We start from the raw sequence: 24,361 nt of genomic DNA, 5'->3' as shown, positions 1-24,361 counted from the left end.
AGACTCACCCCATGTGGTTCAAGAACCTGCTTATCTATCGCCTGACCCAAGATCTGCCTGTTGATGCCGAGGCGTTGGAAGCGGCCATGGCCACCAAACTGGCGCGCCCTTGTGCAAGCCAGGAGTTGACCACTTACGGTTTCGTCGCCCCTTTTGGTAAAGGTGAAGACGCTCCCCTGGTTCACGTCAGCGGTGACTTCCTGCTGATCGCCGCGCGCAAGGAAGAACGCATCCTGCCGGGTAGCGTGGTGCGCGACGCAGTCAAAGAGAAAGTCGAAGAGATCGAAGCCGAGCAAATGCGCAAGGTCTATAAAAAGGAACGCGACCAGATCAAGGATGAAATCATCCAGGCCTTCCTGCCGCGCGCCTTTATCCGTCGCTCGTCGACCTTCGCCGCCATTGCGCCGAAACAGGGCCTGATCCTGGTCAACTCGGCAAGCCCCAAGCGCGCCGAAGACCTGCTGTCGACCCTGCGTGAAGTGATCGGCACCCTGCCGGTTCGCCCGCTCACGGTAAAAACCGCGCCAACCGCGATCATGACCGATTGGGTCACCACGCAAAAACCGGCCGATGACTTCTTCGTCCTCGACGAATGCGAACTGCGCGACACCCATGAAGACGGCGGCATTGTGCGCTGCAAGCGCCAGGACCTGACCGGTGAAGAAATCCAGCTGCACTTGACCACGGGCAAAGTCGTGACCCAACTGTCACTGGCCTGGCAGGACAAGTTGTCCTTCATGCTCGACGACAAAATGACCGTCAAGCGCCTGAAGTTCGAAGACCTGCTGCAAGACCAGGCCGAACAGGACGGCGGCGACGAAGCCCTGGGCCAACTGGACGCCAGCTTTACCCTGATGATGCTGACGTTCGGCGAATTTCTGCCGGCGCTGGTTGAGGCACTGGGCGGCGAAGAAACCCCACAGGGCATCTAAGTCGACTCAAGGTCAAAAATGTGGGAGCGGGCTTGCTCGCGAATGCGGTGGGTCAGTCACTGGATAGGTTGACTGATCCACAACATTCGCGAGCAAGCCCGCTCCCACATTTGATTGGGTTTCCAAGCAGACATCCGCGTTACCGAACTTAACTAATAACAAGGACATCCCCATGCGCGCACTCGCCGCCTTGAGCCGTTTCGTCGGCAATACCTTCGCCTACTGGGTGTTGATTTTCGCGGTGCTCGCCTTCCTTGAGCCCGGCTGGTTCATTGGCCTGAAAGGCGCCATTGTGCCGCTGCTGGGCCTGGTGATGTTCGGCATGGGGCTGACCTTGAAACTTGAAGACTTCGCCGAGGTTGCCCGCCATCCGTGGCGCGTGGCCCTGGGTGTGGTCGCGCACTTTGTGATCATGCCGGGCATGGCGTGGTTGCTGTGCCAGGCCTTCCACCTGCCGCCGGAAATTGCCGTCGGCGTGATCCTTGTCGGGTGCTGCCCAAGCGGCACCTCGTCCAACGTGATGACCTGGCTTGCCCGTGGTGACCTGGCGCTGTCGGTGGCGATTGCCGCCGTTACCACCCTTCTCGCCCCGCTCCTCACGCCGGCGCTGATCTGGCTGTTGGCGTCGGCCTGGCTGCCGGTGTCGTTCATGGAGTTGTTCTGGTCGATCCTGCAAGTGGTGCTGCTACCGATTGTGCTCGGCGTGATCGCGCAACGTGTGCTCGGCGAGCGCGTGCGCCATGCGGTGCAAGTACTGCCGCTGGTGTCGGTGGTGAGCATCGTGATCATCGTTGCGGCCGTGGTGGCGGCGAGTCAGGCCAAGATCGCCGAATCGGGCCTGTTGATCATGGCCGTGGTGATGCTGCACAACAGCTTCGGCTACTTACTGGGTTACTTCACCGGCCGGTTGTTCAAACTGCCACTGGCCCAGCGCAAGTCGCTGGCGCTGGAAGTCGGCATGCAGAACTCCGGGCTGGGCGCCGCGTTGGCCAGTGCGCATTTTTCGCCATTGGCGGCGGTACCCAGCGCGCTGTTCAGCGTCTGGCACAATATTTCCGGGGCGTTGCTGTCAACCTACTTCCGCCGCATGAGCGAAAAGGAAGACCGCCGGGTATTGGAAAACACGCCGAAAACTTGATCGCCTGATCGATATTCGGCACTCTACCGAGCTTCGCGGGGACGACCCCGCGACGCTGTCGAGCGCTATTCCAGGGGACGACCCCACTTTTAGAAGAGAGGTCATCATGTCCTGGATCATCCTGTTTTTTGCCGGGCTGTTTGAAGTGGGCTGGGCGGTCGGTTTGAAGTACACCGATGGTTTCAGCAAGCCATTGCCCACCGCCCTGACGATTGCCGCCATGGCCATCAGCCTCGGCCTGCTGGGCCTTGCCATGAAAGAACTGCCGCTGGGCACCGCCTATGCCATCTGGACCGGTGTCGGCGCGGTGGGCACGGTGATCGCCGGGATCATCCTGTTTGGCGAGTCCATGGCGTTGTTCCGGTTGGCGAGTGTGGCGTTGATTATCTGCGGGCTGATTGGCCTTAAAATCAGCGCCTAATTCACTGTCGCTGTCGCAGCAAGCCAGCTCCCACAGTAAACCGCGTTCGCTTGAACAACTCGGTCAACGGTGGGAGCGGGCTTGCTCGCGAAGAGGCCCGAACAGTCAGTAAAAAACTACCTGACACTCCCCCGCAATACCCCCACCTGTTCCTGCAACTGCGCAGGCGTCGCCGCCTCGACCGTCACCGGCTCACCCGCCACCAGCACCACCCGCGACCAGATCCGGTGGAAGAACCCCTTGTTCGGATCGCGACTGAAAAAACTCCCCCACAAGCCCTGCAACGCCATTGGAATCACCGGCACCGGCGTTTCTTCCAGAATGCGCGTCACGCCCCCGCGGAACTCATTCATCTCACCGTCCCCGGTGAGCTTGCCTTCCGGAAAAATGCACACCAACTCGCCTTCCTTCAAGTACTGGGCAATTCGCGCGAAGGCCTTTTCGTAGATCTGGATATCCTCGTGACGCCCGGCAATCGGAATCGCCCCCGCAGTGCGGAAGATAAAATTGAGCACCGGCAAACGGTAGATTTTGTAGTACATGACAAAGCGAATCGGCCGACGCACTGCGCCGCCGATCAACAGCGCATCGACAAACGACACGTGGTTGCACACCAGCAACGCCGCGCCCTCGTCTGGAATCAGCTCAAGGTTGCGGTGCTCCACGCGGTACATGGAATGGCTGAGCAGCCAGATCATGAAACGCATGGTGAACTCGGGGACGATCCTGAAGATGTAGGTGTTGACCGCGATATTGAGCAGCGACACCACCAGGAACAATTCGGGAATCGACAGCTTGGCCACGCTCAGCAGCAGGATCGACACGATGGCCGACACCACCATGAACAGCGCATTGAGAATGTTGTTGGCCGCGATCACCCGCGCACGCTCGTTTTCAGCGGTGCGCGACTGGATCAGCGCATACAGCGGCACGATATAGAAGCCGCCGAACACGCCTAGCCCGAGGATATCGAACAACACCCACCAGGCCTGGCCGTAGCCGAGTACGCCGAGCCAGTCATGTTCCTGAGCACTTTGCGGGAAGCCGCCGGAGTGCCACCACAGCAGCAGCCCGAACACTGTCAGGCCAAATGAGCCAAAGGGCACCAGGCCGATTTCCACTTTACGCCCGGAGAGCTTTTCACAGAGCATCGAGCCCAGGGCGATACCGACCGAGAACACCGTGAGGATCAAGGTCACTACAGTTTCATCGCCGTACAACCACTCCTTGGCGTAGGCCGGGATTTGCGTCAGGTAAATCGCGCCGACAAACCAGAACCACGAGTTGCCGACAATCGAACGCGACACCGCCGGGGTCTGCCCCAAGCCCAGGCGCAAGGTGGCCCACGATTCGCTGAATATGTTCCAGTTCAGGCGCAGCCCTGGGGTAGACGCCGCCGCGCGCGGAATACTGCGGCTGGCCAAATAACCCAGCACCGCCACACCGACAATTGCCACGGCCACGATCGGTGCGTAATGGGTCGAAGACATCATGATCCCGGCGCCAATGGTGCCGGCCAGGATCGCCAGAAACGTGCCCATTTCCACCAGGCCGTTACCGCCCACCAATTCATCGTCGTGCAGGGCTTGGGGCATGATCGAATACTTCACCGGCCCGAACAGCGCCGAATGCGTGCCCATGGCAAACAGCGCCAGCAGCATCAGCTCCAGGTGGTTGAACAGGAACCCGGTGGCGCCGACGCTCATGATCACGATCTCACCGATCTTGATCGCGCGGATCAGTGCGTCCTTGTTGAATTTCTCGCCGAATTGCCCCGCCAGCGCCGAGAACAGGAAGAACGGCAGGATAAACAACAATGCGCACAGGTTGACCCAGATCGAGCGGTCACCGTCGATGGTGAGCTTGTAGAGAATGGCCAGGATCAGCGATTGCTTGAAGATGTTGTCGTTGAAGGCGCCCAGCAACTGGGTGATGAAAAACGGCAGGAAACGCCGTGTGCGCAGCAAGGTAAATTGTGAGGGGTGGCTCATCGTCCGTGTTCCTGCGTGGCCTGGTAGGCTTGATTGCCGGTTTTTTATAAAAAGACAGGCCACGACTTTACCTAATCCCGCTTACTTATTCCCTAGTCCTGCAATGCAGGGCGATACAAAAAGCTCACCTTTGTAGGCGCCCTGCACAGTGCGCGTGGCAACGATCAGCCACATCAGCGCCAACGCCACCACCAGCACGCACCCGAACACACTGAAGAACCCCAGGTGCAGCAGGCTCGCAAGCTTCAGTGTGGCCAAGGCATAAACCCCCAGCGGGAACGTAAAACCCCACCAGCCCAGGTTGAACGGAATGCCGGCGCGCAGGTAACGCAGGGTGATCAACACGGCGATCAGCATCCACCACAGGCCAAAGCCCCACAGGGTAATGCCGGCCACCAGGCCGAGGCCGTTGGCCATCTCCCCTACGCCTGGCAAACCGTTGGCCGCGAAGATCGTCGGTGCGTCGCCGCCCAGCAACAACATACCCAATGCACCGGTGCCGATAGGGCCGAGGGCCAGCCAGCTGGACGCGGCCATGTTGGCGTGAGGCAGTTTGTGCAAGGCCATGCGCAGCATCAGGATGGTCAGGATGCTGAAGGCTACCGGCAGGGAAAACGCCCACAGCACATAGCTGGTCACCAGCATCACCAGTTGCGAGTGAGCGTCGGCCAGGTGCGGCGCCAGCAGGCCACCGCTGGCGGCAGCGACTTCAGCGGCGACCACCGGCAACAGCCACACGGCGGTCATCTGGTCGATGCTGTGCTGCTGACGCGTGAACATCATGAATGGGATCAGCACGCCGCAGGCCAGGGCCATCGCCACGTCCAGCCACCATAAGGCTTCGGCCAACGGCACCACATTGGCGCCCCAGCGCGGCAGCCCAAACAACAGCAAACCATTGATAATCGTCGCCAGGCCCATGGGGATGGTGCCAAAGAACATCGAGACGGTGGAGTGCCCGAAAATCCGCCGCGCCTCGTGGAAAAACATCAGCCAACGGGCCGCGTACAACACGCTGAACAGCACGAACAGGCCGACGGTGAACATCCACAGCCCTTCGGCAATGGTGTGCAGGCCGGGCAAGTGGGCCGGCACTTGGGCCAGCGCAAGGGCCAGCACGCCGGTGCCCATGGTGGCGGCAAACCAGTTGGGCGTGAACTGGCGAATCACTTCCCGTGGACGGGCCAGGTGACTGAAGGGTTTGTAAGTAATGGCAGTTGAGCAGGTCATGATGGCAATCCTCTTCCTCGCATGAGGTTGAGACCATCATAGAGCCGGATTGAATATCTATATAACGGGTAATATCTCTATCTGTTATCTACTTTGCCAATATAGGGAGGTCGGCTAAACCGTAGCCTTGGCCCGCGCCGCCCCTTGCATCAGCAAGCCTGCCAGCGCGCCGAGCGCCAACACGATGAGCACTGCGCCATAACCATCGGTGGTGGCGATCAGGCCAAACACGCGGCTCAGGTTGCCCGCCAGCAGTGACGGCACGCAGAACGCCAGGTAGCTCAGCACATAAAAAGCTGACATCAACCCGGCCCGCTCATGGGGCAACGCCAAGCTGACGATGCTGCGCACACTGCCCATGAACCCACCGCCGAAGCCAAAGCCTGCTATCACACTGGCAACAAAGAACAGCCACAGGCTGGCGCTCTGCACCGCGACCAGTAACAACGCCACGCCCACCGCCAGCAGGACCGCCGACAGACGCATGACCTTGTGTGCCGGGTGATCGCGCAGGCTGTAAATCATCACCGCACCGCTCAAGGTCACGACTGCGACCAGGCCGCCGCCGATCAAATGCGAGGTCGAGCCCGTCGCCGCTCGCACCAGCGAAGGCGCCAGCGATGAAAAGAACCCGCCCAGCGCCCACACTGCCACATTCAGCGGCATCGCCAGCCACAAGGCCCGGCGCGCCTGCGCAGGCACATGCAGGGTGGGCGCCAACGACCTCAAGGCACCCGGAATGCGGCTGACGGTTTCAGGCATGCGCCACACGTAAAGCGCCTGCAGCACCATCAGGCCTAGCAGCGTGAAGTAGATCAATTGGGTCGGGCGTGGCGCGTATTCCACCAGCAAGCCACTGCCCAAGGCGCCGCTGGCCATGCCCAACAGCGGCGCGAGGCTATTGAGCATCGGCCCGCGCAGGCGGTCGGTGTCCAGCAGCGTTGCCGCCAACACTGCAGTTGCCGTGCCGGTGGCGAAACCTTGCAGCGCCCGAGCGGCAATCAGGCAGGCGGTGCTGTCAGCATTGATAAACAGCAGCATCGCCACAATATTCAGCAGCAACGCGGCGAAAATCACCGGCTTGCGCCCCACGTGGTCCGACAGCGAACCGACGCTCAACAGCGCCGCCAGCAAGCTCACGGCGTACACGCCGAAGATCACCGTGAGCATTGCTGCGGAGAAATGCAGGTTGTCCTGATACACCTGATACAACGGCGTCGGCGCGCTGGACGCAGCCAGAAAGGTCAACATCGTGATGACCAGGAACGCCAGGCTGGAACGTTGAGAAATGACGCTAGACATGTGCACACTCCGCTAAAGCTAATATTTTGCTTTTGCAGAGTGTGCTACCCGCAAGCGCTTAAAGCAAATTCTTTGTGTTAAGGTTTTACGCATGGCGATTAAAGAAGGCCTTCGCCCGGGGGGCCGCAGTGCCCGGGTTCAAGAATCAGTGCATAACGCCGCGCGCGAACTGCTAGAAGCCCATGAGCGTTCCAGCGTCACCGTGCCGATGATCGCTGCGCGCGCGGGCGTCACGCCGTCGACCATCTACCGCCGCTGGGGTGACTTGTCTGCGCTGCTCGCCGACGTGGCGCTGGAACGCCTGCGCCCAGACAGTGAACCCGCCAACACCGGCAGCCTGCGCGGCGATTTGCGTGCGTGGGGCGAGCAATACCTGGACGAAATGAGTTCCGAGCTTGGGCGCAACATGATGCGCGACGTGCAGTGCAGCCATCCCCGGGACTACTGCAGCAACATCCTGATGGGCCAGATGCAGGTCATTCTCGACCGCTACCAGAGCACCCACGACGCACTGCCGAGCCTGGACCGGTTGCTCAACCTGATCGCCGCGCCCACGGTTTACCGCAGCCTGTTTGCCAGTGCGCCGCTACCGGTTGAAGAACTGCATGAACTGATCGAGCTGGCTCTGAAAGACTAAGGGCCCAGCGCCTACAGAAAAGCAGAGCTCGGCAGCCTGACAGCCCACTGATCTTGAGCGCTGAACTCGATTAAATTGTGGGAGCGGGCTTGCTCGCGAAGGCGGTCGGTCAGTCGCTCATGTGTAGCTGACACACCGTATTCGCGGGCAAGCCCGTTCCCACATTTGGATCTCTGTGTATCAGGTTGATGTGGTGTTGTGCTGCTTTCGCTTCTACCACTCAGGTCGGCTACCAGGCCGCCGTGCTCTGCTTTTGATCTTGCTTTTGATCTGATAGGCCCCGTCAACCCCAGTGGCCGAACGCAGGCAAGCCAGCGCCCACAGGGCTTTTCTGCACGCCAAAAAAAAGGGCCTCATAAAGAGGCCTTTTTTTATGGCAACTGACTGCTTACGTTCGCATCCCGCGCCCGCTCACCAGCAACCGCGCGCAGCCGACATACAGCACCACGGTGGCCACCAGCATGAAGGTGATCGCCACGCTGATCTTGATATCCGACACGCCCAGGATGCCGTAGCGGAAGGCATTGACCATGTGCAGCACCGGGTTGGCCAGCGACACGGTCTGCCAAAACGGCGGCAGCAAGGTGATGGAGTAGAACACCCCGCCCAAGTACGTCAGCGGCGTCAGCACGAAGGTCGGGATGATCGAAATATCATCGAAATTGCGTGCAAACACCGCGTTGATAAAGCCCAGCAGCGAAAAGATCGTCGCCGTCAGCACCACCACCAAAATGGTGACGCCCAGGTGATGCACTTGCAGATGAGTGAAGAACAGCGACAGCAAGGTCACAATCACCCCCACCATCAAGCCCCGCAGCACGCCGCCGAGGGTGTAGCCGATCAGGATGGTGTGCGGCGACACCGGCGACACCATCAACTCTTCGATGGAACGCTGGAACTTGCTGCCGAAAAAGCTGGAGACCACGTTGCCGTAGGAGTTGGTGATCACCGACATCATGATCAGGCCCGGCACGATGTACTCCATGTAGGTGAAGCCACCCATGTCGCCGATCTGACGGCCGATCAGGTTACCGAAGATCACGAAGTACAGGACCATGGTGATCGCCGGCGGCAGCAGCGTCTGCGGCCAGATCCGGGTAAAGCGCTTCACTTCGCGGTAGACGATGGTCTGCAGCGCGACAATGTTGGGTTGCAGTTCGGAACTCATACCGCCACCTTCGCCAGATTTTTCTCCACCAGGGACACGAACAACTCCTCAAGGCGATTGGTTTTATTACGCAGGCTCAGCACTTCGATGTTCTGGGCGGCCAATTGGGTGAACAGCGCGGTGATGCCCATGGCCTTGTCCACCTGGACTTCCAGGGTATGACCATCGACCAGCCGGCTTGGGTAGCCAAGCAGCTGCGGCGCCACCGACAGGTTGTTTTTCAGGTCGAGCAGGAAGGTTTCCACATGCAGCTGGCCCAGCAGGTTACGCATGCTGGTGTTCTCGACGATGGTGCCGTGGTCGATGATGCCGATGTTGCGGCACAGCTGCTCAGCCTCTTCCAGGTAATGGGTGGTGAGGATGATGGTGATGCCCTTCTCGTTCAGCTCGGTGAGGAAGGTCCACATCGAGCGACGCAACTCAATGTCCACACCTGCGGTGGGCTCGTCGAGGATCAGCAGGCGCGGTTCGTGCACCAGCGCGCGGGCGATCATCAGGCGGCGCTTCATGCCGCCGGACAGCGAACGCGAAGGCACGTCGCGCTTGTCCCACAGGCCCAGCTGGGTCAGGTACTGCTCGGCGCGCTCCTTGGCGATTTTCGCCGGGATGCCGTAGTAGCCAGCCTGGGTCACGACGATGTCGAAGGTCTTTTCAAACTGGTTGAAGTTGAATTCCTGGGGCACCACGCCGATGGAACGCTTGAGCGCCGCCGGGGATTTGTCCAGGTCATGACCAAAGATATTCACCGTGCCGCTGGTCTTGTTGACCAACGTCGAGAGGATACCGATGGTGGTGGATTTGCCGGCGCCGTTAGGGCCGAGCAAGGCGAAGAAGTCACCTTCGGCAACATCCAGATCGATACCACTCAGGGCCTGGAAACCGTTGCCGTAGGTTTTGGTTAGCTGCCGGATGGACAGAGCGGAACTCATATCGGAATACGCACCAAAGAAGGGAATAGAAACAATAGATGAGGGCGCAGCCCAGGTAGTTCAACGGCGGCGCATGACAGGCATGGTGCTTGCCTGCGCCGCACAAGTACAGTCACCCGTATTAATAGTGGGTATTACGTCAACGCGGTCATGACCGCTTTGCGGTACGCCGGCCGTTGCTGCAGACGGTGATACCAGGCCTCTAGATGGGGCATCGAAGGCCGTTCGATAGGCATTTCGAACCAGGCATAGATAAAGCTGCCGAGTGGGATATCACCCATGCCGATTTCGTTGCCCGACAGGTAAGGCTGCTCTGCCAGGGCTTTATCCACGGTGCCTAATGCGTCGATACAGGCCTGGCGCCCGGCATTGATGCTGTCCCAGTTCTGTTTTTCAGCCGGGGTTCGCAGGATGCCCCAGAACACCGCCTTGAACGGTTCGGCGAGGGTTGAGGTGGTCCAGTCCATCCACTTTTCGGCATTCGCCCGGGCTTGCAGGTCGCTTGGGTACCAGCTCGACGCCTGCTTGGCGCAGAGATAACGCACGATGGTGTTGGACTCCCACAGCACGAAGTCGCCATCTTCGATCATCGGCACCCGGCCATTGGGGTTCAGCGCGCGGTATTGCGGTGTATCGACCACACCAAATGCCCCGCCCGCATCAATTGCTTCATAGTCCAGGCCGAGTTCCTCGGCGCACCACAGTGCTTTCCTGACGTTTGATGAATTTTTACGACCCCAGATTTTCAGCATGACCGCGCCTTATCGTTGATGAACATGGCTTGATGAACGCAGCAGCATACGCCGGTTCAGGCGCGGCTTAAATCGCTCTGCATGTCCCCCAGCAGGGTCGGCATGTCCTCGGCAAACAGGTGCGGGTAACACTGCTGAATATGCGCGAAGAAAAAACCCTCCGGCACGTCGGAAAACTGCCCATGGTCCCGCACGTACTCCATCGAGCGCCGGCCCTGGCGGTTGAAGGCATGAAACACGCTGTCGTTGATCCCATCGAATTCCAGCGGCGGTACATCAAACACCTCGCACAGCTGCTGGTTGAACGCCGGCGTGGCCTTGACCCAACGGCCACGCAGGTACAACTCGGTGTAGCCGTGCATGGCGAACACATCGCTTTTGAGCAGGGCGATCAGGCGCGGTGTCGAGAGGTGATTGCGCACATCCGCCAGGCCGATGCGTGCCGGGATGCCGCAGTGGCGGGCACACGCGGCCAGCAGGGTGGCCTTGGGCACGCAGTAGCTCTCACCGGCGGCGAGGGCGAAGCTGGCGCTCAAAGTGCCTGGGTCGCGGCTGAAGGTGTAAGGGTTGTAGCGAATCGCCTCACGCACGGCGTAATAAAGACTGACTGCCTGGTCACGTAAATCCGCGCTCGGGCCGCGATGTTTTTCGGCGAACTCCACCACCGCAGGGTGGTCACTATCGATGAAGCGGCTGGGACTCAGGTACGTATCCATGCGCGTTATCTCCGAAGGAAGCCTTGAGTCTAACGACTGATTTGGCGCAGAGATAACGACGATTCGGCCAAATGTCGGCGCCTGGTGGTCGGTGCTTCGCGTACAACTCGTTACACCCTGATCACCGCGCTTTTTCGGATGCCGACTAAGCTCCATGGTGGTTTCGCCCCTGGTTTCACGGAGGATTGAATATGCTGTTGTTGTGGATACTGGTTCTGGTGGTCGGCATTGCCTACCTGGCACACCGCCGCACTGCGCCCCTGCCCGCCCTGGGCGTGGTCGCCGTTTACCTGCTGGCGATGGGCGCCTGGAGCCACGCACCGGGTTGGCTGCTGCTGGTCTTCTGGGTGTTGATCGCGGCCGTGGCCCTGCCCTTGCTGCTGCCCGACCTGCGCCGCCAATATTTCACCAAGCCGCTGTTCAGCTGGTTCCAGAAAGTCCTGCCGCCGATGTCCCAGACCGAGCGCGACGCGATTGACGCCGGCACCGTGTGGTGGGATGGCGAACTGTTCAGCGGCCGCCCTGATTGGGACAAGTTGCTGGCCTACCCCAAGGCGCAACTGACCGAAGAAGAACAGGCCTTCATCGACGGCCCCACCGAAGAACTCTGCGCGATGGTCAGCGACTGGGAAATCGGCCAGGCCATGGACCTGCCGCCCGCCGCCTGGGAGCACATCAAGACCCACGGCTTCTTCGCCCTGATCATTCCCAAGGAATACGGCGGCAAGGGCTTCTCCGCCTATGCCCACTCCCAGGTTGCGATGAAACTCGCGACCCGCAGCGGCGACCTGGCGTCCACCGTGATGGTGCCCAACTCCCTCGGCCCGGCCGAGCTGCTGCTGCATTACGGCACTGACGAGCAACGTAACCACTACCTGCCGCGCCTGGCGCGTGGCGATGACATCCCATGCTTTGCGCTGACAGGCCCGCTGGCTGGCTCCGACGCCGGCGCCATGCCCGACACCGGCGTGATCTGCAAAGGTGAATGGGAAGGCAAGGAAACCCTTGGCCTGCGCCTGAACTGGGAGAAACGCTACATCACCCTCGGCCCGGTCGCGACCCTGCTGGGGCTGGCATTCAAGGCGCATGACCCGGACCACCTGCTGGGCGACAAGGAAGACTTGGGCATCAGCCTGGCGCTGATCCCGACCGATACCCCCGGCGTGGAAATCGGCCGTCGTCACTTGCCGCTGGGCGCTGCGTTCATGAACGGCCCCAACTCCGGCAAAGACGTGTTCATCCCCCTGGAGTTCCTCATCGGTGGCCAGGAAATGCTCGGCAAGGGCTGGATGATGCTGATGAACTGCCTGTCGGTGGGCCGCTCGATCTCCCTGCCTGCGGTCGGCACCGGTGCGGCCAAGTTCACCAGCCTGGTAACGGGCCAATACGCCCAGGTGCGTGAGCAGTTCAACGTGCCGCTGTCGGCGTTCGAAGGTATCCAGGAAGCCCTGGCGCGCATTGGCGGCAACGCCTGGCTGATGGACAGCGCACGCATCCTCACCGCCAATGCAGTCGACCTGGGGGAGAAACCCTCGGTGCTGTCGGCCATTCTCAAGTACCACCTCACCGAGCGCGGCCGCGAATGCATCAGCCACGCCATGGACGTGCACGGCGGCAAGGGCATCATCATGGGCCCCAACAACTACCTGGGCCGTAACTGGCAGGGCGCACCGATCTTCATCACCGTGGAAGGCGCGAATATTCTTTCGCGCAACCTGATGATCTTCGGCCAGGGCGCGATTCGCTGCCATCCGTTCGTGCTCAAGGAAATGGCCCTGGCCGGCCGCGAAGACCGCGATCAGGCATTGAAGGAATTCGACGGCCTGCTGATGCAACACATCGGCTTTGCCGTGAGCAACGCCGCCAGTACGCTGGTGCTGAACCTGGGCGTAGGTCACTTCGAGAAAGCGCCGGGCAACCGCCTGAGCCAGGGTTACTTCCGAGCACTGAACCGCCAGGCTGCCGCGTTCGCCCTGCTCGCTGACTTGAGCATGATGCTGCTGGGCGGCGAGTTGAAACGTCGCGAACGCCTGTCGGCGCGCCTGGGCGATGTGCTGAGCCATATGTACCTGGCGTCGGCGGCGCTCAAGCGTTACCACGACCTGGATTCGCCGGACCATCTGGAACCGCTGTTCGCCTGGGCCATGGAAGAAAGCCTTGGCGAGTCGGAGCGTGCGCTGGATGAGCTGCTGAGCAACTTCCCGAACCGGCTGCTCGGTTGCCTGCTGCGGGTCATTGTGTTCCCGTTCGGGCGCCGCCACACCGGACCCTCCGATGCACTGGACGCCGAGGTGGCCGCGGTGATTGGTCGTGCCAAAGGCGACCCGACCCTCGAAGAGCTGCTGGCGGGCTGCTACCGCCCGCGTTCGGCAGAAGACCCGGTCGGCGCCCTGCAACACGCTTACGACCTGCTCGGTGCCAGCCATCCGCTGCAGAAAAAACTCCACGCGGCGCTCAAAAGCGGTCAGGTCAAACCCACCGCTGGCGAACACGTCATCGACGCCGCCCTGCAGGCCGGCGTGCTGCAACCGGGCGAAGCGCAAACCCTGCGCGACGCCGAAGCTGCACGGCGCAAGGTGATCGACGTGGACGATTTCAGCAAGGAAGAGCTGACCCAGGCTGAGGGTAAAGTCCGCTGATACCAGCGGTCATATAAAAACGGGCGCTTGAGCTATATACTCTCGCGCCCGTTTTTGCTTTAGAGGACTTATCTCGTGTCCAACGTCGTTGCCGATCATCTCGTCTTGCTCGACCACTTGCGCAGCATCCTGGTTGCCGTCGGCGAAGCCGAACAGGTGCCCGAGGAAAGCCACACCCTGTTTCTGGAGCGCTTCGACGAATTGCGCGCCCTGCTGCCGATCGACCCGATCGAGAGCCAGTACCTGGGCCAGGACCTGATGAGCCAAGTCATCCTGCGCTACCCGCAGATCGCCCACCTGGTGCCGCGCGACCTGCTGTGGTTTTTTGGCGGTGATTGCCTGCATTTCATGCCGGATGAAGAACTGAACCTGTACCAGGCCCTGGAAGAGCGGCGCTTCGAGGCCGAACAGAACGACGAACCGTTCGACTGGAACCAGGAAAAGCAGCTGCTGGCCATGCCGCAAGACCAGAGCAAGCACTGATTTTTTCAGACCGCTGCCCCTCTGAATGTGGGAGCGGGCTTGCTCGCGAAGGCTACGGATCAGTCGCTGAAAACGTTGACTGACACGCCGCCATCGCGGGCAAGCCCGCTCCCACCTTTCTACCGCGTTCCCTACCTTCGACGCAGTGTCGGTTCGCGTGCCATACACGCGACCAGATAATCAATAAACACCCGCAACTTCGGCGGCAGATACCGCGTCGGCGAATGCAGCAACCACGCCTCGCCATGATAAGAGGCAATAAAATCCCACGCCGGCAACACCTGCACCAAACGCCCCTCCTCCAACGCATGCCGCGCAGTGAAGTACGGCAAGCTGCCAATGCCCACATGCTGCAACACCGCATCCAGCCGGACCCCGGTGTGATTCGCCGCATACCGCCCGCGCACGCCGACCGTCACCGCCTTGGCGCCCTGGCGGAATTTCCAGCGCGAATCGCCTGGGGTTTCACCCAGGTAAATGCAGCTGTGCTCGAGTAAATCATGCGGATGGCCCGGTGTGCCGTGCTCGGCCAGGTACTGTGGCGTCGCGCACAGCAAATGCTCAATGGGCAACAATTGTCGGCCGACCAACCCAGGCGGTGGGCTGTCGGTGATGCGGATACTCAGGTCGACATTGTCATCGATCAAGTCCACGTGGCGGTCTTCAAGAATCAGCTGCACATCGACTTTGGGATAGCGGCGCAAGAACTCCGGCATGTGCGGATGCACCACGAATCGCCCGACCGCCTTGGGCACGCTGACCCGCACCAGCCCTTCGGCTTCATGGGTAAACTGGCCGCTGATTTCCATCACCGAACGCGCCGCGTTGACCATTTCCTGGCAACGCTTGAACACCTCTTCGCCCCCTTCGCTCAGGCGCAGTTTGCGCGTAGTGCGTTGCAGCAACCGCGTGGCCAGGGCCTGTTCGAGACGCGAAATACTGCGGCTCACCGCCGAGGGTGAAACGCTCAGTTGCCGCGCGGCTTCAGAGAAGCTGCCGGTTTCCACGACTTTGACGAAAATCGCCATTTCACCCAGCAGGGACAGAGGAAGATTGATGCTCATGACGCACAGGTCCATTGATAATTGAACGGATTATCACCCATCTACGCACTATTTATACTGCCCGTAGAACCCTGATGCGGATGTAGATGATGACCGAGCGCCTGTTTTTTACCCATGACCACCTGACCGCCGAGCTTGAAGTGCTGACCTGTACGCCGCACGAGGACCAGTTTGCCGTCACGCTGCAGTCAACCCTCTTCCACCCGCAGGGCGGCGGGCAACCGTTCGACACCGGCTGGCTCGGCGACAGCCAGGTGGTGCGCGTCACCCAGGAGGCCGATCGCGTCGTGCACTATGTTGACCGCCCCGTGGCGCCCGGCCCGATCACCGCACGGGTCGATGAACAGCGCCGCGCCCTGTACACGCGCCTGCATTCGGCCGGGCATCTGATTGGCAATGCCGGGGAGAGCTTGGGCTGGATGCCGATCAAAGCCCATCACTGGCCGGGCGAATGCAAAATCACCTTTATCCGCGGGCAAGCGGCGCAAGCCGTGGACGCCGAGGCGTTTCAAACCCGAATCGACCAATGGATCGCCGCCGACTACCCGCGCCACATGAGACTGGAAGACGGCACCCGCGAAGTGGGTTTCGGCGCATTGCCGGCCTACGCCTGTGGCGGCACGCACGTGCAAGCGTTGAGCGAACTGGGCCAGGTGACCATCCTGGCCCTGTCGGAAAAAAAGGGCGCTCTGTCGGTGCGTTACAGCCTCGACTAAAATCCCAGCGACAGGGCCTCCTGTGGCGAGCCCGCTCGCCACACCCAACCTGCACACACCCCACTGTGCATCAAACCGCAATCGCCCCCGCCCTCCCCGGCTCCACCACAAACGACTTGAGCGTTGACACCGTCGCCGCCGGGTCACGTGGGTCAGTGATCACCCGGAAGTTCGTCAGCATCTTTGACGCCTCAAGCTTCACCGACACGTACCCACGCTGGCGACTGTCGAAAAACTTCACGTGCGGATTGAGCGGCAAGATCTGACTGAAGGCGTCAAAGGGCGGGCCGTCGGAGGTCACCGAGCTGCCGACAAATTCGGTTGCGACAATGGGCGAGTCCGGATTATTGCCATCGGTATGCAGGTCGGTGGTCCAGAACGAATGGATATCACCGCCCCAGAACACCGGGTTCTTGACCTGATTGCGCGTGATGGACGCCAGCATCCGAGTACGGTTGGCCATGTAGCCGTCCCAGCCATCCGTCCAATGCCCGACCTGATGGCTGGTCAGGTCACGCTGGATCAGCGGCGCCACCAGCAAGTCCTGGGCGATCACATTCCACTGCGCTTTCGACTGGGCAAAACCCTGGTCGAGCCAGGCTTCCTGTTGCCAGCCAAGCATCGTGCGGCCGGGGTCGCGCAGGTCCTTGCAGGTGTTGGCGGCGATATGCCCCTGGTGACTGCCGTTAGCCTGAATACACGGCTGCTCGGAGCGGTATTGGCGGCCATCAAGCACATGAAAACGCGCCAGCCGGCCATAATCGAGGCGCCGGTAAATACGCATGTCCGGCCCTTTCGGCACACTGCTGACACGCAGTGGCATATGTTCGTAAAACGCCTGGTACGCCACCGCCCGTTGCCTTAAAAACTGCTCAACCGGAATCTTCGGGTCCTGGGACCAGCGGTTGGCGTAGTCATTCTGCACCTCATGGTCGTCCCACGTGGCCACGCTGGGTGCTGCCGCGTGCAAAGCCTGCAGGTCCGGGTCGGTTTTATACAGCGCGTAGCGGTTACGGTAATCACTCAGGCTCACGGCATTGCCGCTGCCGTGCGGGCGGATGATCTTGCCTGAGTCCGCTGCGTACGAGCTGTCGTAGATGTAGTCGCCGAGGAAAAACACCAAGTCGGGTTGCTCCGCCGCCAGGTGGCGATAGGCACTGAAATAACCGCGCTCCCAGTGCGAGCAGGAGACAAACCCCACGGTGGCCGCCGCCATCGCGTGCAGCGGCGGCGCGGTACGTGCCTGGCCCACCGGGCTCTGTGCGCCGAGGCCGTCGAATTGGTACCAGTAAGGCCTGCCAGCCTCCAGCCCCGCCACCTCGACATGCACCGAGTGAGCAAAATGCTGCGTTGCCATCACCTCGCCTTGCTTGACGATACGCGTCATCGCCGCATCCTTGGCCACGCGCCAACGCACCGGCACGGCGCGGCTCAACCCGCCGCGCCCGTCCGCAGCATTGAACAGCGGCGCCAAGCGCGTCCAGATCACAAAGCCATCCGGCAACGGGTCGCCGGAGGCCACGCCGAGGGTGAACGGGTAATCCACACCGGCGCTGCGCGCAAACGGGCTGAGGATCGAAAACGCAGTGGCAACCGCCAGCCCGGCGAGCAGCCGGCGCCGATCATGATCCACTGCGCCACTCACAACGCTCGCTCCCAGTCGCTGCGCACGCTGGCGAATGTCAGCAAATCCTCGTACACACCGTTCTTGAAAAACGCTTCGCGCAGGCAGCCTTCATAGTGCAGGCCAATTTTCTGCATGACCCGCGCCGACTCCTTGTTGCGACCAAAACACTGGCTGCCGACGCGCTGCAGCCCAAGCGTGGCAAACCCGAAGTCCATCACCGCACTCGCCGCTTCCGCCGCATACCCCTGGTTGCGAGCGTGCGCCGCCACCCAGCCACCCAAATGCCCGGCGTGATGACGGGCATTCAGACGCAGGCTGACCATGCCGATCAGCTCGCCGGTTGCTCGCACATGCATCCCCAGGTTCAGCACCTCACCCGCACGGTATTTTTCGGCGATCCCGGCAATAAAGTCCTGGGCGGTCTGCAAGGTATAGGGCGACGGAATATTGGCCGTGTTGTCAGCAATTTTCGGCCCATTGGCGAGCCTGTAAAGCACCTCGGCCTGGTCCATTTGCAGCGCGCGCAATAGTAGTCGCGAGGTGGGTAAATGCGGCAATGCAGTGGGCATACGAGCAGGCTCTGGAGATAAATTCTTCAAGAATGTATGGCCTTCATGTCAATTGCATTACGTCATAAAACTGCAAGGCAAATCCCCTGAAAGACGCGTCCTAGAGCCTTCAAAACGTCAATTAAAGTTAACCATTCGGTCATTTTTGGTTGTTAGCGTGTCGCCCCTAATTCAATGACGGGGCAACAGAATGAGAACCTGGGATGAACCCAAGAAACGCAAGGCGCACATCGAGCTGATCCCGATGATCGACGTGATGATGTTCCTCCTGGTGTTTTTCGTACTGGTGAGTTTGAACGTGATTCCGGCACTCGGCATGAAGACTCAACTGCCCAGCGCCAGCAGCGCGCAGCAACTCAAGCCGCAGAACAAACTCATCCTCACGCTGGGCCTGCAAGGCCAGCTGCAACTCGATGGCAAGGACCTCACGGTCGACGCTCTGGTCCCTGCGCTGAAGGCCGCTGAAAAGCCGGATACCAAGTCGACCATCATCGTCAACAGCGACAAAGGCGTGGAAGTTGCGCGCCTGGTGGAAGTCATGGACACCCTGCGCCTGGGTGGCTTTACCTCCGTGTCCATCGCCACGCGTAAGTCCTGATCATGTATGCCCTGTTTCGTGCGCGTCGGCTGCTGGGCAGTGTCCCGGCCCTGATCGCCCTGGTTCTGATTGCACTGGGTATCCAGTCCCAACCCCTGAAAATCCAGCCGCAGTATGACGAGTCGGCGGTTGAACTTGCCCTGGTCGAGCCCGAGCCAGAAGTGGTGCCCGAGCCCGTGGTGGAGCAGGAGCCACCGCCGCCGGTGATCGAGGATGAAGAGGCCGAACCGGCCCCGCCGCCGCCACCGCCCAAACCGTTGCCAAAACCTGAACCCAAACCCAAGCCGGTGCCCAAGCCCAAGCCGGTGGTCGCCGCCAAACCGACGCCAGCGCCAGCGCCAGTGGCGCCGGTTGCCGCCAAGCCGGTACAGGCCGCCGTAGCGCCGACACCTGCGCCACCCGCCCCGCCGGCGCCGCCCAAAGTCGATGGCCAGGCACTGGAAGGCGGCTACCTCAAAGGCCTGCGCAACGAGCTGGATACGTACAAGCAATACCCCACCGGCCGCCAGGCATCTCTCGAACGCCCCAGTGGCGAGGTGGTGGTCTGGTTGATGGTGGACCGACAAGGTCGCGTGCTCGATGCGGGGATCCAGACCCCGGCGCCGAGCATGCTGCTCAATCGGGCCGCCACCAATAGCCTGCGTCGCATCAAGCAGGTCAAGCCGTTCCCCGAACAAGCCTTCGGTGGACGTAACGAGCAACGCTTCACCGCCACCTTCAACTACAGCGTGCAATAAGCACCCGACACCAGGACGACAGTGATGAGGTTCACCCGTATTCATCTGGCACTCGTTGCCGCGACTAGCATGAGCCACGGAGTGGTCATGGCAGATACCAGTGACAGTGACGTCGGGACTATTGGGGTACAGGGGGGCAAGGCAACTGCGGGGGGCGGTTACATGGTCCAGGAAGAGAGCGCCAAGGGCCGCTCGACCGTCACCAAGGAAGCGTTGGACAAGCAAACCGCCACCGGCAACGCCATCGACAAGCTCAAGTACACGCCGGGCCTGAACATTTCCAGCGAGGACAATACCGGTCTGTCGGGCTTTCGCTTCACCATGCGCGGCATGAACTCCGACCAGGTCGGTATGTCGGTCGACGGCATGCCGATCAACGACTCCGGCAACTACGCGCTGTATTCCAACCTGTTGGGCGACCCGGAAAACATCGAGCAGATTTTTGTCACCCAGGGTTCGTCGGAAGCGGATGGCCCGCATATCGGTTCCAGCGGCGGCAACATCGGCATCGTGACCATTCGCCCGACCAAGGAAACCGGGGCCTTCGTTAAACAAGTGGTCGGCAGCAACGCCACGCGCAAGACCTTTGCGCGCCTCAACACCGGTGAGGTCAACGGCCTGAGCAACTGGTTGTCGGCGTCCCACACCGAAGGCCAGATGTGGCGTGGCTCGGGCGCCGTGCGGGCGGACAAGGTGGAGTGGAACAGCTTTTTCGACGCTGGCAACGGCAACACCGCCAACCTGATCCTCAAGTACCACGAGCAGGACAACAACAGTTACAGCCAGCTGACCAAGGCGCAGTTCCAGCAGTTCGGCCGCAAGTATGACCCCTACCCGGCCAAGCCGGCGCTGGGCGCCAATGGCAAGATCAGCAGCTACTACGACCTCGCGCAGAACCCGTTCCAGACCTTTACCGCCGTGCTCAACACCCAGTACAAGCTGAGCGACAACCTGGCGCTGTCGGTGATCCCGTATTACTACTACGGCAACGGCAGCGGCGTGGGCTCCTCTGCCTATGCGCTCAACAGCGGCTCGAACAAGGGCGGCGTTTTCGACCTCGGCAACCTGCCGACGGCGGCCCAGTACAACGCCGACGGTTCGTCCACCACGGGCGTTTACTACCGCCCTTCGCGCACACAGACCTGGCGCCCGGGCATCACCACCAAACTCAACTGGGACCTGGGCGACCACAGCCTGCAGTTCGGCTACTGGTACGAACGCGCGCGCCAAAGCCAGACCCAGCCGTTCATTGCCCTCAAAAACAGCGGCAAGCCCAGCGACACCTGGCCGGATGGCGACTCGGTGGTCGATGCCAACGGCAACACCGTACAAGGCCGCGACCGCTACACCGTGACGCCTGCGCAAAAAGTCTGGGCCCAGGACACCTGGTACATCAATTCGGACTGGACCCTGATCGCCGGCCTTGCCTACATGAATGTCGAGCGTGAAGGCACCAACCACGGCAGCCTCACCGAGCAACCAGGCAAAGCCGACCAGACCTACAACAAATTGCTGCCCAATGCCGGCCTGAAGTACCAGCTCGACGAGCGTGACCAACTGTTCTACAGCCTGTCGCGCAACATGCGAATTCCGCAGAACTACGTGCTGTACGACAAAGGCGTCGGCTCGCTGGACTCCAAACCGGAACTGAGCTGGAACCAGGAACTGGGCTGGCGCTACACCGGCGAAGACATGACCCTGGCCGCCACCTTGTTCTACATGCAGTTCAAGAACCGCCAGCTCACGTCCCTGGACAGCAACGGGGATTCGGCCGACATCAACGCCGGCACCGTGATCAACAAAGGCCTGGAACTGGAGTGGAGCGGCAAGCTGCCCCACCACTTCAATTACTACACCTCCTACACCTACACCAGCTCCAAGCAGCAGGACGACCTGACCGTCTTCAGCGCCGGCAAACCCATCGTGCTGCCCACCAGTGGCAAGCAGTTCGCCAACGTGCCGACCAACATGCTGGCGGCCAACGTCGGCTACGACGACGGGCGTTTCTACGGCACCTTCGGCGGCAAGTTCACCAGCAAGCTGTATGGCGACCTGACCAACGACGAAGCCATCTCGGCGCGCACCATTTTCAACCTCGGCGCCGGTATCTACCTGCCCGTGGATAAAAAAGTCGTCAAGGACGCGACCCTGCGCCTGAACGTCGACAACCTGTTCGACAAGAAGTACCTGGACGGGGTGTACACCACCAAAACCAACGCGGCGAGCTACAGCGGTTTCCGCGATGGCGACCCGGCCTACATCGTTGGCCTGGACCGTACCGTCACTGTTTCTCTGGAAGCGAATTTCTAACTGCGAGGCTATAGATCATGGACATGAACCTGCTTCACGACATCACCTTTTATGTGATGTACGCCGCCATGGCGATTGCGATTTTCATCACCATCGAACGCGGCATTTACTTCGCCTACGTGCGTCGCCAGGCGCGGGCCTTGACCGAGGTGCTGGGCGCCAACGTGCACAGCGAGCGCGACTTGCCGCAAGGCTTGACCCGTCGCGACAGCCTGCCACTGAACATGGTGCTGCCGGTGCTGGCGCAGAAGGCTTCTCAGGGTTCGCGCAAGGACCTGGACGACGAAATCGAAACCCAGTACCTGAAGACCCGCGCGCCGCTGTCGCGCAGCCTGTGGATCATCGAGACCATCACCACCGCCGCGCCGCTGCTCGGCCTGCTGGGCACCATCCTGGGCATCATCGACACCTTCAAGGCGCTGGCCAGTGCCGGCGTGTCCGACCCAGGCCAGATCTCCGGTGGCATCGGGACGGCGTTGTTCGCCACCGGGTTGGGCATCGCCATCGCGCTGTTCTGCGTGGTGTTCCACAACTTCTTCCAGGACAGCCTGGAGCGCATCAACGACCAGCTGAAAATCCTGCTGATTCGTGCTGCCACCGGTGCCCGCGTGCAGAGTGAAGTGCCGCACCTGGTGCCGACGCCGTTGCACAGCCGCACGGCGTGACCCTCCCACGGCGGGCGCAACCTGCGCTCGCCGTTTTTTTGCCCGATGAGACGCCTATGTCCCTTTCGATGAAGTTGCGTATTGCCGGCCTCACCGGCTTGCTCCTCAGTCCGCTGGCCCAGGCGGACTTTTCAATTCCAGGCTTTGAACTGGTGCACACCGTGCCAGTGGACACCGCGCTGGGCACGGCCGATTTGCGCCAGCCGGGGCCGGTGTGGATCGCGTTGTTTGATGGCGCAAAAAACAGCATTGATATCGGCCAGTTCTACGCGGCCGACCATCCTGGCTCGGTGATGGACACGGTGATTGAGCATCTGGAAGCTGCCGGAAAACGTGGTGTGAAGATTCGCTTTTTGCTTGAGGAAAAAGGCATTCGGCTGTCGGAGGCTTCTACCCTGGAACGCCTGCGCGCGATTCCCAACCTGACCTTCCGTGTGCTGGCCTATGGGCAGTTGAGCGGCGGGATTATCCACGCCAAGTACATGGTGGTGGACGGCAAGCAGGCGTTTGTCGGCAGCCAGAACTTCGATTGGCGTTCGCTGGAACATATCCACGAGACCGGTTTGCGCATCAGCGATGCCACCGTGGTCAGCCAGGTGCAGGCGATCTTCAATCAGGACTGGCAGGCCCAGGCCGCGCTTGCAGATAAGCAACCCGTGCCGCTGCCGGCTGCGGGCCAGGAGCCGGCACGCACCGGTAACTATCTGGTGGCCAGCCCGCAACGCTACAACCCGCCCGGCGTAGGCGATTCACAGCTGGAACTGCCGCGCCTGTTGAGCGAGGCCAGGAAAGAAGTGCGCGTGCAACTGCTCGACTACGCACCGCTGTCCTACGGGCCGGACCGAACCCGGCCGTACTACGCAGTGATCGACAACGCCGTGCGCGCCGCCGCCGCGCGTGGGGTGTCGATCAAGCTGATGGTGTCCAACTGGAACACCGACTCGCTGGAACTGCCCTACCTCAAAAGCCTCGCCGTGCTGCCGAACGTAGAGGTCAAAATCGTCACGCTGCCGCAGGCCAAGCAGGGGTTTATCCCTTACGCGCGGGTGATCCACAGCAAGACCATGGAAATTGACGGGCAAGTAGCATGGGTCGGCACCAGCAACTGGCTGGGCGGGTACCTGGATAACTCGCGCAACCTGGAAGTGGTGATGCATGACGCAGCGATGGCCAAGCGGGTGGGCGAGCTGCATGCGCAATTGTGGGATGGGCCGTATGCCAAAGCGCTGGATGTAGCGGCGCAGTACCCCGACCCGCATCCTGGCAAGCCGTGAGCTGAACTCGGTTCCTCCTACGCAAAAAAGCAAAGTGGGAGCGGGCTTGCCCGCGATAGCGGAGTGTCAGCCAACCTAGGCGCTGACTGACACACCGCCTTCGCGGGCAAGCCCGCTCCCACAGTTGATGCCTGGCAGCTCAAATGGAAGTGGTGATGCATGACGCGGCGATGGCCAAGCGGGTGGGCGAGCTGCATGCGCAATTGTGGGAGGGGCCGTATGCCAAAGCGCTGGATGTAGCGGCGCAGTACCCGGACCCGCACCCTGGCAAGCCGTGAGCTGAACTCGGTTCCTCCTACGCAAAAAAGCAATGTGGGAGCGGGCTTGCCCGCGATGGCGGAGTGTCAGCCAACCTAGGCGCTGACTGACACACCGCCTTCGCGGGCAAGCCCGCTCCCACAGTTGATGCCTGGCAGCTCAAATGGAAGTGGTGATGCATGACGCGGCGATGGCCAAGCGGGTG

Annotated in this window: 22 protein-coding genes and 1 pseudogene; 13 read left to right on the top strand and 10 right to left on the bottom strand. The window is 61.1% G+C overall.

Annotated features, from left to right (window positions below; genetic code table 11):
- Positions 1-11: 11 nt before the first annotated feature.
- The 3 genes from rdgC to sugE all read left to right on the top strand — a co-directional run bounded on the left by rdgC (position 12) and on the right by sugE (position 2,491).
- Positions 12-932: a recombination-associated protein RdgC gene (gene rdgC / locus AACW30_RS12075; RefSeq protein WP_119735561.1), complete on the top strand. Its 921-nt coding sequence runs from the start codon at positions 12-14 to the stop codon at positions 930-932.
- Positions 933-1,104: 172 nt separating this feature from the next.
- Entirely contained in the window at positions 1,105-2,070 is a 966-nt protein-coding gene (locus AACW30_RS12070) for a bile acid:sodium symporter family protein (protein WP_106580696.1), read from the top strand.
- 106 nt (positions 2,071-2,176) lie between these two features.
- Complete coding sequence (sugE, locus tag AACW30_RS12065; protein ID WP_010166396.1) at positions 2,177-2,491, top strand: quaternary ammonium compound efflux SMR transporter SugE; 315 nt, start codon at positions 2,177-2,179, stop codon at positions 2,489-2,491.
- A gap of 116 nt (positions 2,492-2,607) precedes the next feature.
- Here the strand turns inward: sugE and AACW30_RS12060 are convergent, their stop codons facing one another.
- The 3 genes from AACW30_RS12060 to AACW30_RS12050 all read right to left on the bottom strand — a co-directional run bounded on the left by AACW30_RS12060 (position 2,608) and on the right by AACW30_RS12050 (position 7,014).
- Positions 2,608-4,482 carry an MFS transporter gene (locus AACW30_RS12060; protein WP_200625091.1) on the bottom strand — a complete coding sequence of 625 codons (1,875 nt, stop codon included), beginning with the start codon at positions 4,480-4,482 and terminating at the stop codon, positions 2,608-2,610.
- An 81-nt stretch (positions 4,483-4,563) separates the two neighbouring features.
- Positions 4,564-5,712: a TDT family transporter gene (locus AACW30_RS12055; protein ID WP_200625090.1), complete on the bottom strand. Its 1,149-nt coding sequence runs from the start codon at positions 5,710-5,712 to the stop codon at positions 4,564-4,566.
- Positions 5,713-5,826: 114 nt separating this feature from the next.
- Positions 5,827-7,014: an MFS transporter gene (locus AACW30_RS12050; protein WP_200625089.1), complete on the bottom strand. Its 1,188-nt coding sequence runs from the start codon at positions 7,012-7,014 to the stop codon at positions 5,827-5,829.
- Between the two features lie 91 nt (positions 7,015-7,105).
- Here AACW30_RS12050 and AACW30_RS12045 point away from each other — a divergent pair, with 91 nt between their 5' ends.
- The gene (locus tag AACW30_RS12045) at positions 7,106-7,651 is read left to right on the top strand and encodes a TetR/AcrR family transcriptional regulator (protein WP_106580692.1); all 546 of its coding nucleotides are present in this window, start codon (positions 7,106-7,108) and stop codon (positions 7,649-7,651) included.
- Positions 7,652-8,039: 388 nt separating this feature from the next.
- Here AACW30_RS12045 and AACW30_RS12040 read toward each other — a convergent pair whose 3' ends face one another.
- From AACW30_RS12040 to AACW30_RS12025, 4 genes are all read right to left on the bottom strand, one after another.
- Positions 8,040-8,819, bottom strand: a complete 780-nt coding sequence (locus AACW30_RS12040) for an ABC transporter permease (protein ID WP_106580691.1) — start codon at positions 8,817-8,819, stop codon at positions 8,040-8,042.
- A complete protein-coding gene (locus AACW30_RS12035; protein ID WP_106580690.1) occupies positions 8,816-9,748 on the bottom strand; it encodes an ABC transporter ATP-binding protein in 933 nt (310 codons plus the stop codon). The genes AACW30_RS12040 and AACW30_RS12035 overlap by 4 nt, the downstream gene beginning before the upstream one ends.
- A gap of 134 nt (positions 9,749-9,882) precedes the next feature.
- Positions 9,883-10,500 carry a glutathione S-transferase family protein gene (locus AACW30_RS12030; protein WP_106580689.1) on the bottom strand — a complete coding sequence of 206 codons (618 nt, stop codon included), beginning with the start codon at positions 10,498-10,500 and terminating at the stop codon, positions 9,883-9,885.
- Positions 10,501-10,556: 56 nt separating this feature from the next.
- Positions 10,557-11,216 (bottom strand): transglutaminase-like domain-containing protein, encoded by a 660-nt coding sequence (locus tag AACW30_RS12025; protein WP_119735554.1) that lies wholly within the window; start codon positions 11,214-11,216, stop codon positions 10,557-10,559.
- Between the two features lie 191 nt (positions 11,217-11,407).
- On the opposite strand from AACW30_RS12025, the gene AACW30_RS12020 reads away from it, so the two are divergent.
- On the top strand, positions 11,408-13,855 hold the full coding sequence (locus AACW30_RS12020; protein WP_200625088.1) for an acyl-CoA dehydrogenase: 2,448 nt from the start codon (positions 11,408-11,410) through the stop codon (positions 13,853-13,855).
- Between the two features lie 75 nt (positions 13,856-13,930).
- Positions 13,931-14,338, top strand: coding sequence for a PA2817 family protein (locus tag AACW30_RS12015; protein WP_200625087.1), 408 nt, complete (start codon positions 13,931-13,933; stop codon positions 14,336-14,338).
- Positions 14,339-14,469: 131 nt separating this feature from the next.
- On the opposite strand, the gene AACW30_RS12010 is transcribed toward AACW30_RS12015, so the two are convergent.
- Positions 14,470-15,402, bottom strand: a complete 933-nt coding sequence (locus AACW30_RS12010; RefSeq protein WP_200625086.1) for a LysR family transcriptional regulator — start codon at positions 15,400-15,402, stop codon at positions 14,470-14,472.
- An 89-nt stretch (positions 15,403-15,491) separates the two neighbouring features.
- On the opposite strand from AACW30_RS12010, the gene AACW30_RS12005 reads away from it, so the two are divergent.
- Complete coding sequence (locus AACW30_RS12005; protein WP_106580705.1) at positions 15,492-16,118, top strand: hypothetical protein; 627 nt, start codon at positions 15,492-15,494, stop codon at positions 16,116-16,118.
- Positions 16,119-16,188: 70 nt separating this feature from the next.
- On the opposite strand, the gene AACW30_RS12000 is transcribed toward AACW30_RS12005, so the two are convergent.
- Together AACW30_RS12000 and AACW30_RS11995 are read right to left on the bottom strand one after the other, a co-directional pair.
- A complete protein-coding gene (locus AACW30_RS12000; RefSeq protein WP_200625085.1) occupies positions 16,189-17,763 on the bottom strand; it encodes an alkaline phosphatase D family protein in 1,575 nt (524 codons plus the stop codon).
- The gene (locus AACW30_RS11995) at positions 17,760-18,314 is read right to left on the bottom strand and encodes a GNAT family N-acetyltransferase (RefSeq protein WP_124416889.1); all 555 of its coding nucleotides are present in this window, start codon (positions 18,312-18,314) and stop codon (positions 17,760-17,762) included. Before AACW30_RS11995 ends, AACW30_RS12000 begins: the two co-directional genes overlap by 4 nt.
- A gap of 190 nt (positions 18,315-18,504) precedes the next feature.
- Here AACW30_RS11995 and AACW30_RS11990 point away from each other — a divergent pair, with 190 nt between their 5' ends.
- The 6 genes and pseudogenes from AACW30_RS11990 to AACW30_RS11965 form a co-directional block, all read left to right on the top strand.
- On the top strand, positions 18,505-18,912 hold the full coding sequence (locus tag AACW30_RS11990; protein WP_200625084.1) for an ExbD/TolR family protein: 408 nt from the start codon (positions 18,505-18,507) through the stop codon (positions 18,910-18,912).
- Between the two features lie 2 nt (positions 18,913-18,914).
- Positions 18,915-19,649 carry an energy transducer TonB family protein gene (locus AACW30_RS11985; protein ID WP_200625083.1) on the top strand — a complete coding sequence of 245 codons (735 nt, stop codon included), beginning with the start codon at positions 18,915-18,917 and terminating at the stop codon, positions 19,647-19,649.
- A gap of 24 nt (positions 19,650-19,673) precedes the next feature.
- The gene (locus tag AACW30_RS11980) at positions 19,674-21,959 is read left to right on the top strand and encodes a TonB-dependent receptor (RefSeq protein ID WP_179677939.1); all 2,286 of its coding nucleotides are present in this window, start codon (positions 19,674-19,676) and stop codon (positions 21,957-21,959) included.
- Positions 21,960-21,976: 17 nt separating this feature from the next.
- Positions 21,977-22,624, top strand: coding sequence for a MotA/TolQ/ExbB proton channel family protein (locus AACW30_RS11975; RefSeq protein ID WP_106580659.1), 648 nt, complete (start codon positions 21,977-21,979; stop codon positions 22,622-22,624).
- A 56-nt stretch (positions 22,625-22,680) separates the two neighbouring features.
- Complete coding sequence (locus tag AACW30_RS11970; protein ID WP_200625082.1) at positions 22,681-23,898, top strand: phospholipase D-like domain-containing protein; 1,218 nt, start codon at positions 22,681-22,683, stop codon at positions 23,896-23,898.
- A gap of 143 nt (positions 23,899-24,041) precedes the next feature.
- A pseudogene (locus AACW30_RS11965) lies at positions 24,042-24,176 on the top strand (phospholipase D-like domain-containing protein); the annotation flags it as partial.
- Positions 24,177-24,361: the final 185 nt, after the last annotated feature.

Source organism: Pseudomonas sp. MF6747, from assembly GCF_963890955.1.
Lineage (GTDB): Bacteria > Pseudomonadota > Gammaproteobacteria > Pseudomonadales > Pseudomonadaceae > Aquipseudomonas.
The sequence above is the reverse complement of the archived record's forward strand: the minus strand, read 5'-3'. Positions and strand labels throughout refer to the sequence as shown.

Bases quoted from the DNA above. Each gene is read 5' to 3' on its own strand.
- AACW30_RS12045 (WP_106580692.1), top strand. From the start codon at position 7,106: ATGGCGATTAAAGAAGGCCTTCGCCCGGGGGGCCGCAGTGCCCGGGTT.
- rdgC (WP_119735561.1), top strand. From the start codon at position 12: ATGTGGTTCAAGAACCTGCTTATCTATCGCCTGACCCAAGATCTGCCT.
- AACW30_RS12055 (WP_200625090.1), bottom strand. From the start codon at position 5,712: ATGACCTGCTCAACTGCCATTACTTACAAACCCTTCAGTCACCTGGCC.
- AACW30_RS12020 (WP_200625088.1), top strand. From the start codon at position 11,408: ATGCTGTTGTTGTGGATACTGGTTCTGGTGGTCGGCATTGCCTACCTG.
- AACW30_RS12035 (WP_106580690.1), bottom strand. From the start codon at position 9,748: ATGAGTTCCGCTCTGTCCATCCGGCAGCTAACCAAAACCTACGGCAAC.
- AACW30_RS11970 (WP_200625082.1), top strand. From the start codon at position 22,681: ATGTCCCTTTCGATGAAGTTGCGTATTGCCGGCCTCACCGGCTTGCTC.
- sugE (WP_010166396.1), top strand. From the start codon at position 2,177: ATGTCCTGGATCATCCTGTTTTTTGCCGGGCTGTTTGAAGTGGGCTGG.
- AACW30_RS12040 (WP_106580691.1), bottom strand. From the start codon at position 8,819: ATGAGTTCCGAACTGCAACCCAACATTGTCGCGCTGCAGACCATCGTC.
- AACW30_RS12070 (WP_106580696.1), top strand. From the start codon at position 1,105: ATGCGCGCACTCGCCGCCTTGAGCCGTTTCGTCGGCAATACCTTCGCC.
- AACW30_RS11980 (WP_179677939.1), top strand. From the start codon at position 19,674: ATGAGGTTCACCCGTATTCATCTGGCACTCGTTGCCGCGACTAGCATG.
- AACW30_RS12030 (WP_106580689.1), bottom strand. From the start codon at position 10,500: ATGCTGAAAATCTGGGGTCGTAAAAATTCATCAAACGTCAGGAAAGCA.
- AACW30_RS11995 (WP_124416889.1), bottom strand. From the start codon at position 18,314: ATGCCCACTGCATTGCCGCATTTACCCACCTCGCGACTACTATTGCGC.
- AACW30_RS12060 (WP_200625091.1), bottom strand. From the start codon at position 4,482: ATGAGCCACCCCTCACAATTTACCTTGCTGCGCACACGGCGTTTCCTG.
- AACW30_RS12050 (WP_200625089.1), bottom strand. From the start codon at position 7,014: ATGTCTAGCGTCATTTCTCAACGTTCCAGCCTGGCGTTCCTGGTCATC.
- AACW30_RS12010 (WP_200625086.1), bottom strand. From the start codon at position 15,402: ATGAGCATCAATCTTCCTCTGTCCCTGCTGGGTGAAATGGCGATTTTC.
- AACW30_RS11975 (WP_106580659.1), top strand. From the start codon at position 21,977: ATGGACATGAACCTGCTTCACGACATCACCTTTTATGTGATGTACGCC.
- AACW30_RS11990 (WP_200625084.1), top strand. From the start codon at position 18,505: ATGAGAACCTGGGATGAACCCAAGAAACGCAAGGCGCACATCGAGCTG.
- AACW30_RS11985 (WP_200625083.1), top strand. From the start codon at position 18,915: ATGTATGCCCTGTTTCGTGCGCGTCGGCTGCTGGGCAGTGTCCCGGCC.
- AACW30_RS12025 (WP_119735554.1), bottom strand. From the start codon at position 11,216: ATGGATACGTACCTGAGTCCCAGCCGCTTCATCGATAGTGACCACCCT.
- AACW30_RS12005 (WP_106580705.1), top strand. From the start codon at position 15,492: ATGACCGAGCGCCTGTTTTTTACCCATGACCACCTGACCGCCGAGCTT.